At 65.5% G+C, this 12967-nt stretch carries 11 protein-coding genes; 7 read left to right on the top strand and 4 right to left on the bottom strand.

What is annotated here, in order from left to right:
* Complete coding sequence (locus AC5ZFO_RS24085; RefSeq protein WP_282518873.1) at positions 1–546, bottom strand: sigma-70 family RNA polymerase sigma factor; 546 nt, start codon at positions 544–546, stop codon at positions 1–3.
* Between the two features lie 288 nt (positions 547–834).
* On the opposite strand from AC5ZFO_RS24085, the gene AC5ZFO_RS24090 reads away from it, so the two are divergent.
* The 5 genes from AC5ZFO_RS24090 (at position 835) to AC5ZFO_RS24110 (ending at position 5616) form a co-directional block, all read left to right on the top strand.
* The gene (locus AC5ZFO_RS24090; protein WP_282518874.1) at positions 835–1470 is read left to right on the top strand and encodes a hypothetical protein; all 636 of its coding nucleotides are present in this window, start codon (positions 835–837) and stop codon (positions 1468–1470) included.
* A gap of 149 nt (positions 1471–1619) precedes the next feature.
* On the top strand, positions 1620–2399 hold the full coding sequence (locus AC5ZFO_RS24095) for an enoyl-CoA hydratase (protein ID WP_282518875.1): 780 nt from the start codon (positions 1620–1622) through the stop codon (positions 2397–2399).
* A 188-nt stretch (positions 2400–2587) separates the two neighbouring features.
* Positions 2588–4018, top strand: a complete 1431-nt coding sequence (locus AC5ZFO_RS24100; protein ID WP_404979692.1) for a TolC family outer membrane protein — start codon at positions 2588–2590, stop codon at positions 4016–4018.
* A gap of 25 nt (positions 4019–4043) precedes the next feature.
* Positions 4044–4601 (top strand): P-loop NTPase family protein, encoded by a 558-nt coding sequence (locus AC5ZFO_RS24105; RefSeq protein ID WP_282518974.1) that lies wholly within the window; start codon positions 4044–4046, stop codon positions 4599–4601.
* A 52-nt stretch (positions 4602–4653) separates the two neighbouring features.
* Entirely contained in the window at positions 4654–5616 is a 963-nt protein-coding gene (locus AC5ZFO_RS24110; protein WP_496122727.1) for an amidohydrolase family protein, read from the top strand.
* A gap of 20 nt (positions 5617–5636) precedes the next feature.
* On the opposite strand, the gene AC5ZFO_RS24115 is transcribed toward AC5ZFO_RS24110, so the two are convergent.
* From AC5ZFO_RS24115 to AC5ZFO_RS24125, 3 genes are all read right to left on the bottom strand, one after another.
* Complete coding sequence (locus tag AC5ZFO_RS24115; RefSeq protein ID WP_282518877.1) at positions 5637–8753, bottom strand: efflux RND transporter permease subunit; 3117 nt, start codon at positions 8751–8753, stop codon at positions 5637–5639.
* 29 nt (positions 8754–8782) lie between these two features.
* The gene (locus AC5ZFO_RS24120; RefSeq protein ID WP_282518878.1) at positions 8783–10027 is read right to left on the bottom strand and encodes an efflux RND transporter periplasmic adaptor subunit; all 1245 of its coding nucleotides are present in this window, start codon (positions 10025–10027) and stop codon (positions 8783–8785) included.
* 145 nt (positions 10028–10172) lie between these two features.
* Positions 10173–11585, bottom strand: coding sequence for a CoA transferase (locus AC5ZFO_RS24125; protein ID WP_496122728.1), 1413 nt, complete (start codon positions 11583–11585; stop codon positions 10173–10175).
* A 113-nt stretch (positions 11586–11698) separates the two neighbouring features.
* On the opposite strand from AC5ZFO_RS24125, the gene AC5ZFO_RS24130 reads away from it, so the two are divergent.
* Complete coding sequence (locus AC5ZFO_RS24130; RefSeq protein ID WP_063984616.1) at positions 11699–11986, top strand: hypothetical protein; 288 nt, start codon at positions 11699–11701, stop codon at positions 11984–11986.
* Between the two features lie 176 nt (positions 11987–12162).
* Entirely contained in the window at positions 12163–12933 is a 771-nt protein-coding gene (locus AC5ZFO_RS24135) for an SDR family NAD(P)-dependent oxidoreductase (protein ID WP_282518880.1), read from the top strand.
* Positions 12934–12967 lie beyond the last annotated feature (34 nt).

Below are 12967 nucleotides of genomic sequence, written 5' to 3' on the forward strand. Positions count from 1 at the left end.
CTAGTGGTCCCGCAGTTTGGCAGTCAGCGCCGCAAGTCCGCGATGCAGCGCGACCCGCACCGCACCTTCGCTCATCGAAAACTTTGACGCCGTGTCCTTGATCGAAGCGCTGTCGACGGCGATCGACTGCAGCACGTCGCGCTGGCGCTGCGGCAGCGTGTCGAGCTGCGTTGCGACCTCGGCCGCCGAGGCCGTCTCCTGCGGCGTCTCGCCCGGCAGCGTCTCGGCGAAATCGTCGATGTTGACGAAGACCCGCCTGCCCCGCCGCCGGAGCGCATCGATCAGCTTGTTGCGCGCGATCGCAAACAGCCACGGGGCGAAGGGGGCTTCGCTGTCCCAGGTGTGCCGCTTCAGATGGACCGCCAACAAAATCTCCTGCACGATATCCTCGGCCTGGTCGGGAGGCTGCCCGGCCCGCGCCAGACCCCGCCTCGCGGCAGCGCGCAGCACAGGCGTGACCGCCTTCAACAGGCGATGATACGCCGCATCATCGCCTGCCATGGCCGACCGCATCAGGCCGGTCCACTCGTCCTCACGTCCGCGCACGCGCCCTCACCATGCAATTCGGCAGCTCTTTCAGTTTGTTACGCCGGCACCAGCAAGATCACGACTTCGTGATCTGCGCCGCGCATCGCCACGCGAAGCGACCGTAAAAACCCGCGACGGCTCATAACACCGATCGGTCCCGTCCGCATCCCGCGGCCGGTTGCGCGGCGGCGGTTTGCCCCGCTTTTGCCTAGTGTGGCACGAAGAATCCCATTTTTTGCCCCGCTGTGGTCACGCCCCAGGGGCTCTGTTCGGTCCCGGGACAGGGGAATTGGGGAGATCGTCAACATGATGAAAGCCAGCGGGCGCGCCGCACTGATTCTCCTTGCCGGCCTTTTCGTGCTGGTCGGAGCCGCTGCACAGGCGGCACCGAGTTCAGCCACAAGCAGCAAATCGGACAGCGCGAGCAACCAGGACGAGGCAGTCAAGCCGAGCAAGCAGCGGCGCCATGCATCGCGCCACCGCGACAGCGGCAAGACGGCGCAGAAATCCGACGACAAGGCCGACAAGAAGGACGACGCAACGAAGGCCCAAAACGACGTGCCAGCCTTGAGCCAGATGCCGCCGGCCGTCGCCAACGCCAACGCGCAGATCGCCGCAGCCGATACGCCGATGGCTGCCGCGGCCTCCGCGATGACCGGCCGCGCCAATGACAATGTCCAGGCTGCAGCCGATAATACCACCGCGCCGAATGACGAGGCTCAGGTGGTGGCGCCCGATCAGCTCAACGACATCGATCGCGCGCTGCAACAGGACCCGCCGGCACAGAAGGCGGTGATCGCCGCAACCGACGCGCGGCCGGCGCCGGTGATGGCGAGCAGCCACAGCTCGGCCTGGGACCAGAGCTCGCTGATCGGCAAGATCTTCATCGGCGTCGGCACGCTGCTGACGCTGGCCTCTGCCGCGCGCATGTTCTTCGCCTGATTCTCGGGTGATCTTGGCCTGAGGGACCTCGCCCGGAACGCGCGTCTCGCCGCGCGTTCCGGACGGCCCCGTTCCGACAGCTTTTCGGCCCTTGAAGCCCACCGCGCCAGCGGGCACATTGCCCGCCCAATCAAACGCGTGGGTGGAGCATGAGCACGTTCGAACACATCATCGTCGAGAGCAAAGGCGCGGTCGGCATCATCAAGCTGAACCGGCCGAAAATGCTCAATGCGCTCTCCTTCGGCGTCTTCCGCGAGATCGCCGCGGCCGTCGACGATCTCGAGGCCGATGACGCCATCGGCTGCATCGTCGTGACCGGCAGCGAGAAGGCCTTTGCCGCCGGCGCCGACATCAAGGAGATGCAGCCGAAAGGCTTCATCGACATGTTCTCCGAGGATTTCGCCGCGATCGGCGGCGACCGCGTCGCGCGCTGCCGCAAGCCGACCATCGCTGCGGTCGCGGGCTATGCGCTCGGCGGCGGTTGCGAGCTCGCCATGATGTGCGACTTCATCATCGCCGCCGACACCGCTAAATTCGGCCAGCCCGAAATCACGCTCGGCACCATTCCAGGCATCGGCGGCACCCAGCGCCTGACCCGCGCGATCGGCAAGTCGAAGGCGATGGACCTCTGCCTCACCGGCCGCATGATGGATGCGGCGGAAGCGGAGCGCTCAGGCCTCGTCAGCCGCATCGTGCCCGCCGACAAGCTCATGGACGAAGTCTTGGCCGCCGCCGACAAGATCGCATCGATGTCGCGGCCCGCCGTCGCCATGGCCAAGGAAGCGGTCAACCGCGCCTTCGAGACCACGCTCGCCGAGGGCATGAGCGTCGAGCGCAACCTGTTTCACGCGACCTTCGCGCTGGAGGACCGCTCCGAGGGCATGGCGGCGTTCATCGAGAAGCGCAAGCCGGTGAACAAGAACCGGTAAGACCCGCGAGCGGTCAGGCTGGTGTAAGGCTTCGCCGCTCTCCCGCGGAAGCCCTGTGACGCACCTGCAACAAGCACGGAATAGATGGGGGTTTCCCCCGCGGCAGTTTGCCTGCGGGACCCCGGCTGGTTAAACAGTTAAGAGGCCACCGTCGGCGGGGGCGGACAGCCGGGGTTTAGCGGGATTACATGATTGGGCGTGCCGCCAGAGCTGGTCGCGTGATGACGCGACATCGATCGGGCGTGGGTCCCGTGCTTGCGACATGGACCGCGCTGGCGCTCTGTTGCGCCCTGCCCTCGGCTGCATGGGCTGAAGCTTTGCCCGAGGCGCTCGCAAAGGCCTATCAGACCAATCCGCAGCTCAATGCCGAGCGTTCGCGGCAGCGCGCCACCGACGAAAACGTGCCGCAGGCGCTCGCCGGCTACCGACCGCAGATCGTGGCGAGCCTCAGCGCCGGCCTGCAATCGGTTCGCAACCTTTTGCCCAACAACACCATCCAGACCGCCGATCTGAAGCCGTGGATCATCGGCGTCACGGTGACGCAGACCCTGTTCAACGGCTTCCGCACCGCCAACAACGTGCGGGCCGCCGAGTTGCAGGTACAGTCTGGCCGCGAGGCGCTGCGCAATGTCGGCCAAGGCGTACTGCTCGACGCCGTCACCGCCTATACCAACGTGCTGGCGAACCAGTCGCTGGTCGAGGCGCAGCGCTCCAACGTGGCGTTCCTCCGCGAGACCCTCGCGGTCACCCAGCGCCGCCTCAACGCGGGCGACGTCACGCCGACCGATACCGCGCAGGCCGAAGCCCGTCTCAACCGTGGCCTTTCCGATCTCAATGCCGCCGAGGTCGCGCTCGCGGTCAGCCAGGCGACCTATGCGCAGGTGATCGGCAATCCGCCATCGCAGCTGAAGCCGGCCGACGTGGTCGATCGCTATCTGCCGAAGAGCCGCGAGGACGCGATGACGATGGCGATCCGCCAGCATCCGGCGGTGATGGCGGCAGGCTTCGACGTCGATGTCGCCTCGACAAATATCCGCGTCGCCGAGGGCGCGCTGCTGCCGAGCGCCAGCGTCCAGGGCAGCGCCAGCAAGAGCCGCGACAACGACCCGACGCTCGGCACCTTCGCCACCGACCAGGCCTCGATCGTCGCCAACGTTACCGCGCCGATCTACGACGGCGGCACGGCCGCCTCGCAAACCCGGCAGGCCAAGGAAGTCACGGCGCAGAGCCGGCTGGTGCTCGACCAGGTGCGGAACCAGGCGCGCACGGCGGCGACCAGCGCCTGGGTCGCCAACGAGGGCGCCAAGATCGCGGTCTCGGCCTCGGAGTCCGAGGTGAAGGCGGCGACCGTCGCGCTCCAGGGCGTGCAGCGCGAAGCCGCCGGCGGGCAGCGCACGACGGTCGACGTGCTGAACTCGCAGGCCGATCTGATCCAGGCCAAGGCCCGCCTGATCGGCGCACTGCGCGACCGCGTGATCGCCTCCTACACGCTGCTCAGCGCAGTCGGCCATCTCGACGTCAAGACGCTTAGCCTCAACACGCCGGACTATCTGCCCGAGGTGCATTACCAGCAGGTCCGCGACGCTTGGCACGGACTGCGCACGCCGTCGGGGCAGTAGCTTCAAATCGTCTGGCCTGATGCCGATGAAGAGCCGCCGCATCCACCTGATGGGAGCTTCGGGCTCCGGCGTGACGACGATCGGTCGCGCGCTCGCCGACCGGCTTGCGCTGCCGCATCACGACACCGACGATTATTTCTGGCTGCCGACCGCCCCGCCCTACCAGACGACGCGCCCTGCCGCAGATCGTCTGCGCCTGATGGGCGAAATGTTTCTGCCGCGTCTCGATTGGGTGCTGAGCGGAACCGTCACCGGCTGGGGCGACGAACTCGTCCCGTTGTTCGACCTTGTCGGCTTTGTGACGACGCCGCGCGAGCTTCGCTTGCAGCGCCTGCGTGGCCGCGAGGCTACGCATTTCGGAGCTGATGCCGTCGCACAGGGCGGCTGGCGTCATGAGGAGACGGAGTCTTTTGTCGATTGGGCCTCGCGCTACGAAGCCGGCGAACGCGAGGGCCGCAGTCTCGCAAAAGATGAGGCGTGGCTCGCGGGCCTGCCCTGCCCGGTCGTGCGCATCGACGGCTCACGCCCGCTTGCGGATCTTGTCGAGCAGCTATGCAGCGAAGCGGAGCGGTTACCCGGCTGATGTGATATTGTTCCGGTCCCACCTTAAAAATAACGAAGCAGGGAGAGAAACCATGCTCAACCGACGCAGCGTCCTGCTTGCCTCCCTTGCCGCCGGAGTAGCCATGACCAACAAAGCTCACGCCCGTGCGGCGCAACCCGCGACGCCGGTCGATTTCGACGTTCCGGCCCATGCCTGCGACTGCCACACTCACATCCACGGTGACGTCGAAAAGTTTCCGTTCTTCGCGGGGCGCGTTTATACGCCGGAACCGGCAAGCCCCGAGGAAATGGCGGCGCTGCACAAGGCGCTGCATATCGAGCGCGTGGTGATCGTGACACCGAGTGTCTACGGCACTGACAACTCCTCCACCTTGTTCGGCATGAAGGCGCGCGGCGCGACAGCCCGCGGGGTCGCCGTGATCGATGACGAGACGACGGAAGCCCAGCTCGACGCGATGCAGGCGGACGGTTTTCGCGGCAGTCGCATCAATCTCGCCACCGGCGGCGTCAGCGATCCGAATGTCGGCCGCGCGCGTTTTTCGGCCGCCGTCGAGCGCATGAAGGCTCGCGGCTGGCACGTGCAGCTCTACACCACCCTGCCGATGATCTCGGCGATCAAGGAGCTCGTGCTGGCTTCGCCCGTGCCGGCCGTATTCGACCATTTCGGCGGCCTCGAGGCGTCGCTCGGACTGGAGCAGCCGGGATTTTCCGACCTGATCGCGCTCGTCAAATCCGGCAAGGCCTATGTGAAGGTCTCAGGGGCCTATCGCTCGTCGAAGCTCGCGCCCGACTATCAGGACATGGTGCCCTATGCCCGCGCGCTGATCGCGGCGAACCCGGACCGCATCGTCTGGGGCACCGACTGGCCGCATCCGGATTCCAGCCGCGTCGAGGGACGCAAGCCCACCGACATAGCGCCGCTCTATCGGATCGACGACGGCCGGCTGCTCAACCAGCTTCCGGTGTGGGCGCCGGATGCGGAGGTGCGCAAGAAGATCCTGGTCGACAATCCCGCGCGGCTCTACGGATTCTGAGGCGCGGCGGCCGCGCGCGATCAGCGCGCGCGGCGGGAGAAGAAGGAAATCAGGACCGGCAAGGTCACCAGGATCACGACCGGCGCGAGCATCATGCCGGTGACGACGACGACGGCGAGCGGCTTCTGCACCTGCGAGCCGATGCCTTCCGACAGCGCCGCCGGCAGCAGGCCGACGCCGGCGACGACGCAGGTCATCAGCACCGGACGGAGCTGCAACTCGCCGGTGCGTATCACCGCGCTCATGCGGTCCATGCCTTCTTCGATCAGCTGATTGAACTGCGACAGGATGATGATGCCATCCATCACGGCGATGCCGAACAGCGCGATGAATCCGATCGCGGCGGAGACGCTGAAGGCGGTGCCGGTGATCAACAGGCCGAGCACGCCGCCGAAGATCGCCATCGGGATCACGCTCATGGCGAGCAGCGTGTCGGTCATCGAGCCGAAATTGAACCAGAGCAGCACGCCGATCAGCGTCAGCGAGATCGGCACCACGATCGACAGCCGGCGAATCGCGTCCTGGAGATTGCCGAACTCGCCGACCCAGTCCATGTGCGCGCCGGGCGGCAGCTGCACCTGCTCGGCGATCTTCTGCTGCGCCTCGCGGATCGCGCTGCCGAGGTCGCGCTCGCGCACCGAGAACTTGATCGGAAGATAGCGTTCCTGCTGCTCGCGATAGATGTAGGCGGCGCCGGAGACGAGGCTGATGGTGGCGACCTCGCTCAGGGGGATCTGCGTGACGGTGCCGTTGGGGCCGGGCGCGCCGATGCGCAAATTCTGGATCGCCTCCGCGCTCCTGCGATATTCCGGCGCGAGGCGGACGATGATCGGGAAGTGACGATCGGAGCCCGGCTCGTAGAGATCGCCCGCGGTATCGCCGCCGATCGCGACCTTGATGGTGGCGTTGATGTCGCCGGGCGCGAGCCCATAGCGCGCGGCCTTGGCACGGTCGATGTCAATCTGAATGGTCGGCTGCCCGAGCGAGGTGAACACCGCAAGGTCGGTGACGCCCTGCACCGTCGCCAGCACCGACTTGATCTTGTTGGCGGTGTCGGTGAGCGCCTGGAGATCGCTGCCGAACAGCTTGATGGAGTTCTCGCCCTTCACGCCCGAGACCGCTTCGGAGACGTTGTCCTGGAGATATTGCGAGAAGTTGAATTCGACGCCGGGGAAGCGGTCGTCGAGCTGCTTCAACAGCTGCGCGGTCAACTCTTCCTTGTCGTGCGTTCCCGGCCATTGGCTCGCGGGCTTGAGGGGGGCGAAGAACTCGGCGTTGAAGAAGCCGGCCGCGTCGGTGCCGTCATCGGGGCGGCCATGCTGCGACACCACGGATTCTACCTCGGGCCGGGCACGGATCAGCTTGCGCATCTCGTTGACGTAGGTGTTGCCTTCCTGGAGCGAGATGGTCGGCGGCAGCGTGGCGCGGATCCAGAGATTGCCCTCTTCGAGCTTGGGCAGGAATTCCAGTCCGAGCAGGCGGCTGAGCGCCACCGTCATCAGCACCAGACCGACCGCGCCGCCGAGCATGATACCGCGGTTGGCGACGGCCCAATTCAGCACCGGCATGTAGATCCGATGCAGGATCCGCATGACCCTCGTCTCGGTCTCCTCGACATGCGCGGGCAGGATGATCGCGGACAGCGCCGGGGTCACCGTGAAGGTCGCGAGCAGTCCGCCGGCGAGCGCATAGGCATAGGTGCGCGCCATGGGTCCGAAGATGTTGCCCTCGACGCCGGACAGCGTGAACAGCGGTATGAAGGCCGCGATGATGATCGCAGCGGCAAAGAAGATCGAGCGCGACACGTCGGCGGCGGCGCTGAGGATGGCGTGACTCTTCATGCCGAACAGCGTCTCGGGCGACATCTGCTCGGATTCCGACACCGGCGTCGTCTGCGTCAGGCGGCGGAAGATCGCTTCCACCATGATGACGGTGGCGTCGACGATGAGGCCGAAATCGATGGCGCCGACCGACAGCAGATTCGCGGATTCCCCGCGTAGCACCAGGATGATCACGGCGAAGAACAGCGCGAACGGAATCGTGGCGCCGACGATCAGCGCGCTGCGGAGATCGCCGAGGAACATCCACTGCAACAGCACGATGAGCAGGATGCCGACCACCATGTTGTGCAACACGGTGTGGGTGGTGAGTTCGATCAGGTCCCCGCGATCGTAGATGCGCTCGATGCGCACGCCGGGCGGCAGGATGCTGGAGTTGTTGATGGTTTGAACGAGCTGGTGGACGCGCTTGATGGTTGGCGAGCTTTGCTCACCGCGGCGCATCAGGACGATGCCCTGCACGATGTCGTCGGAATCGTCGATGCCGGCAATGCCGAGACGGGGCTTTTGACCGACAGTAACGGTGGCGACGTCCTTGACCAGCACCGGATTGCCGTTGGTCTGCGAGACCATGGTGTTGGCGAGGTCGTCGATGGAACGGATCAGGCCGACGCCGCGTACCACGGCCGATTGCTGGCCGATATTGACGGTGTTGCCGCCGACATTGACGTTGGAGTTGCTGACCGCCTGGAGCAATTGCGGCAGTGTCAGGCCGTTGGCGACCAGCTTGTTGAAATCGACCTGGAGCTCGTAGGTCTTGCTCTTGCCGCCCCAGCCGGTGACGTCGATGACGCCGGGCACGGCGCGGAAGCGGCGCTGCAGGATCCAGTCCTGGATGGTCTTGAGATCGAGCACGCTGTAGTTCGGCGGACCGACGAGGCGGTAGCGGAAGATTTCGCCGATCGGGCTGAGCGGCGAGATCTGCGGCTGCACATTGCCCGGCAGCGGCGCGAGCTGCGCCAGGCGGTTCAAGACCTGCTGCTGCGCCTCGTCATAGGTGTAGGCGAAGGAGAACTGCAGTTTGATGTCGGAGAGGCCGTAGAGCGAGATGGTGCGGATCGTCGTGAGGTTCTTCAGACCCGCGACCTGGGTCTCGATTGGAATCGTGATGTAGCGCTCGATCTCTTCCGCCGACAGGCCCGGGCTCTGCGTCACGATGTCGACCATCGGCGGCGTCGGATCGGGATAGGCCTCGATGTTGAGCTGGTTGAACGCGATCAGGCCGCCGATCAGCACGGCGAAGAACATCCCGACCATCAGGAAGCGCCGGTTGACGGCAAGGGCGACGAGACGATCCATTCAGGTCTTCAATTTTCTTGGGTCGTCAATCAGCTACCGGACGCCGCGCGGTCGATGAACAGGCTGCCCTTGGTGACGACCTGCTCGCCTGGCTTCAGATTGCTGGTGACCTCGACGAAATTGCCATTGATGAGGCCGGTCTTGATCTGGCGCAGCTCGACCGACTTGTCCTCGCGCGCGACCCAGATGCGGACCTTGTCGGCCTCGTAGATCAGCGCCTGCTTCGGCACCGCCGGCGCGGCACGGTCGCCGGCCGAATAGATCGTGACGTTGGCGAACATTTCCGGCTTGAGCAGGCCGTCCTTGTTGTCGATGGTGGCGCGAACCAGCAGGCGGCGCGTGTTGGGATCGATTGCGGCGGCGACGTAGTTGATCTTGGCGGTCAGGGGGTGGCCCGGCAGCGCCATCACGTTGACGCTGATGTCCTGCCCGATGCACACCGCGGCCGCATCGCTCTCGCGCACGAAGGCGGTGAGCCAGACCGTGGAGAGGTCGCCGATCACGAACACCGGGTCGCTGGCGCCGGAATTGACGTACTGGCCCGGACCGATCTTGCGCTGCACGACGGTGCCGGAGATCGGCGAGTAGATCGTGATCTCCCGATCGATGACGCCCTTGTCCTGGAATGCCTTGATGGTCTCGTCGGTGAAGCCGAGGATGCGCAGCTTGTTGCGCGCGGCCTCCAGCGCCGTCCCCGAGGAGCGCACGTCGTTCTGCGCCTGGACCTGGGTCGTTTCGGCCTGCTGATAGTCCTTCAGCGGGATGGCGCGGCCCTCATAGAGGTCCTTGGCGCGCCTGAACTGGATGTCGGCAAGATCGATCGCAGACTTCGCCTTGTTCTGCGCGGTCATCGCCGCGATGAAATCGTTCTGGGCCTGCACGGTGTCGGCGGCCTCGATTGTGAACAGCGGTTGGCCTTGCTTCAGCATCTCGCCCGGCTTGGCGAGCAGCTTGGTCACCCGGCCCGCATAGGGCGAGAACACCGGCGTCGAGCGATCCTCATCGACCGCGACCTTGCCCTCGGTGACATATTCGGCCCGGAAGGTCTTGGCCTTGACCGGCTCGATCGTCAGCGTCGCCCATTCGGACGGCGTCGGCGTGAAATTCTGCGCATTCCTGCGCGACTGGCTGGAGATCTCGGAGTGGCTCTTCTCCTTGGCCCCCACGCGCATGAAGCCATAGGCACCGGCGCAGGCGAGTGCCAGTAAAACTACGGATGTGATCATCCGTTGTTTTGTAAACACCTGCAATCGCTTGGTATTTTCAACTACCATGGGGCCCGGTCAAGTCTGCGACGATCTCGGCAGACGCCTGCCTTATCGGTCGCGCTAATAGTGCTGAATTGGGATTTCAAACAACCTAAAAAACGCCAGCCACCTTTCCGTTTGCGTTAAAATATTGCATCGCGTCAGCTTCACGTCAGTTTCGAGCCGGCCACTGTGGCGGATGACTGCCGAGCGGCATCGCCGGGCGGCTCCATCGCGCCGGCGTGGTCGACAGCAGCGCGGAATGGCGCACCGCCTTCAACGTGCCGAAGCCAGATGGCATGGGCTCGATGAATGCAGCATGTACGGCCTCGCCCGTAAGATCCGGGGTGTCCAGGCCGCCATCGAGCCGGCCGAGATTCCACAGCCAGCGTCCGGTCTGCGCCAGCGATACGCGCACGTGCCAGCTCCCGCCCTCGCGGGCCTGGCGTGCCTTGGCCATCATCGCGCCGAACGCCATCAGATAGCCGGTGGCATGATCGAGCATCTGCGCCGGCAATTCCTTGGGACCGTCGATGCCGGCGGCCTGCCCCTCGGCGTGGTTGAAGCCCGTCGTGGTCTGCACCAGTGAATCGAAACCGCGCCGCTCCGCCCAGGGGCCGGCATGGCCATAGGCCGAGAGCGTGACATAGACGATGCCGGGATTGATGCTCGCTGCATCCTCCGGCGCAAACCCGAGAGCGGCGAGCGCGCGCGGGCGATAGCCTTGCGAGAAGATGTCGGCGCCCTTCACCAGCTCGCGCAGCTGCGCCCTGCCCGCCTCGCTCTTCAGCTCGACCAACGTGGTGAGCTTGCCGCGGCCGGTGTCGATGGTGAGCCAGGGAATTGCCGGCAACTCCGGCCCCGAGACGAGCAGCACATCCGCGCCGTGCGCGGCGAGCGTGCGGCCGGCAACGGGGCCTGCGATGACGCGCGAAAGATCGAGCACGCGCAGGCCGGACAGCGGACGATCGCCGTTCGACAATCCCTGCGGCCATGGCTTGGGCGGGGCCTCGCCGATCTTCTCGATCGAGACCAGCGGCAGTTCGGCGAGCGCGCGCGCCTGTGGCAGCGCGGACCATTCGTCGTAGGAGCGCATCAGGGCGACGACGCCGCCCGCGGCATAGGCCGCAGTTTCAAAATCCTCGCCCTTCCATTGCATCAACGCGGCCTGAACCTTGTCGCGCTCGGGCTCGCAGCCGAGGACCTTGCAGACGGCGTCGCGATGATGCGGGAAATTGGTGTGGCAGCGGACGAAGTGGTTGTCGCCGGTTTTGTAGACGCCGGCGATGGCGTCCCAGGCCGGCGGCGGCGGCTTGTCGTCGAGGCGCAAATAGCGCTCCGAACGGCATTCGGCGACGGCGTGACGCATGTCGACGGAGACGTCCTGCGTCTCACCGCTGCGCAGTCTCCAGATTTCGGCCGCGGCAAGACCGGCGGCGGCGATCGTCGTCTGTCCGGCGACGGCGACGCGAAACGAGGACGGAATTTGCGGCTCCTCGCCGGTCAGCCGCACGCGTTCGAGCGCGGCCTTGTCGCCGCCGATGGAGGTCCAGAGATCCTTGAGAATATCGGCGGGGCTTTGCATGACCGCTTCTCTCCCTTTCAGATTTGAGCATGATCCTTTCGGAAATCCGCTGCGCATTTTTCGGATCATGCTGTAGTTTTCGCGACCATGTCATGATCGCAGAAAGGAATGCAATGGCCGCCGTAGATCCCCTCACCGCAGGCGCCGTGTTCATCGCAACGGCGGCCACCGACGCAGTCTATGTCATGTTCACCTCGGCCGTGATCGCGCGCAAGCGCGTGCCGGCGGCGAACTGGAGCGCGGTCTGGTACCTGCTCTCCTCCTACGCCGTGATCAGCTACACCGAAAACCCGTTCTATGTCGCTTTCGCGGCGATCGGCTCCTGGGCCGGCGCCTACGCCTCGCTGACCTTCCTGCACCGCCCGCCCGGCGGCCCGCCGGTGGGAGCGGCACCGGAGTGAGGGGGCGCTGATTCCACAGCCGTCATTGCGAGCGCAGCGAAGCAATCCAGAGTCTTTCCATGGAGACAGTCTGGATTGCTTCGTCGCTTCGCTCCTCGCAATGACGGCGTGGAGGCTTCTGCGTCTCGTTTGAAACGGCTACACTCCCGGCTACCAACAAAAAGGAAAACCAAACAATGGATCTCGGTCTCAAAAACAAAAACGCCATCGTCCTCGGCGGCACACGCGGCATCGGGCGGGCGATTGCAACGACGCTGGCCGGCGAAGGCGCCAATGTCGCGGTGTGCGCGCGCAACGCGGATCAGGTTGCGGCGACCGTCACTGAACTCAAGGCAAGCGGGATCCGCGCCAGCGGCGGACCGGTCGACGTCACCGACGGCGCGGCGCTGAAATCCTGGATCGAGACTGCTGCAAAGGAGCTTGGCGGTGTCGACCTGCTGTTCGCCAATGCCGGCGCGATGGCGCAGGGCCATGATGCGGCGTCCTGGGAGCAGAACTTCCGGCTCGACGTGCTCGGCGCCGTGCATGCGTTCGACGCCGCGCGGCCATTCCTCGAGGCCAGCGGCGAAAAGAGCGGCGACGCCGCCTTCGTCATCATCTCCTCGATTTCGGCGGCGCAGGCCGATCTCGCCAGCTCCTACGGCCCGATCAAGGCGGCGCTGATCCACATGGCCAAGGGATTGGCGCGGCAATACGCCAAGAAGAAGATCCGCGTCAACGTGGTGTCGCCGGGCACGGTCTATTTCAAGGGCGGCGTCTGGAACATGATCGAGCAGAACATGCCGGAGCGCTACAATGACGCGATGAAGCGCAATCCGACGGGCCGCATGGCAACGCCGCAGGAGATCGCAAGCGCGGCGGTGTTTCTGGCGAGCCCGGTGTCGGGCTTCACCACCGGCTCCAATCTCGTCGTGGATGGCGCGATTTCGAACCGGGTGAATTTCTAGAGGGGGCACTCTGTCATCGCCCGGCTTGACCGGG

The organism is Bradyrhizobium sp. Unk1 (assembly GCF_059512345.1).

Coding starts and splice junctions, on each gene's coding strand:
- AC5ZFO_RS24090 (WP_282518874.1), top strand. CDS start 835: ATGATGAAAGCCAGCGGGCGCGCCGCACTGATTCTCCTTGCCGGCCTT.
- AC5ZFO_RS24095 (WP_282518875.1), top strand. CDS start 1,620: ATGAGCACGTTCGAACACATCATCGTCGAGAGCAAAGGCGCGGTCGGC.
- AC5ZFO_RS24100 (WP_404979692.1), top strand. CDS start 2,588: ATGATTGGGCGTGCCGCCAGAGCTGGTCGCGTGATGACGCGACATCGA.
- AC5ZFO_RS24105 (WP_282518974.1), top strand. CDS start 4,044: ATGAAGAGCCGCCGCATCCACCTGATGGGAGCTTCGGGCTCCGGCGTG.
- AC5ZFO_RS24110 (WP_496122727.1), top strand. CDS start 4,654: ATGCTCAACCGACGCAGCGTCCTGCTTGCCTCCCTTGCCGCCGGAGTA.
- AC5ZFO_RS24115 (WP_282518877.1), bottom strand. CDS start 8,753: ATGGATCGTCTCGTCGCCCTTGCCGTCAACCGGCGCTTCCTGATGGTC.
- AC5ZFO_RS24120 (WP_282518878.1), bottom strand. CDS start 10,027: ATGGTAGTTGAAAATACCAAGCGATTGCAGGTGTTTACAAAACAACGG.
- AC5ZFO_RS24125 (WP_496122728.1), bottom strand. CDS start 11,585: ATGCAAAGCCCCGCCGATATTCTCAAGGATCTCTGGACCTCCATCGGC.
- AC5ZFO_RS24130 (WP_063984616.1), top strand. CDS start 11,699: ATGGCCGCCGTAGATCCCCTCACCGCAGGCGCCGTGTTCATCGCAACG.
- AC5ZFO_RS24135 (WP_282518880.1), top strand. CDS start 12,163: ATGGATCTCGGTCTCAAAAACAAAAACGCCATCGTCCTCGGCGGCACA.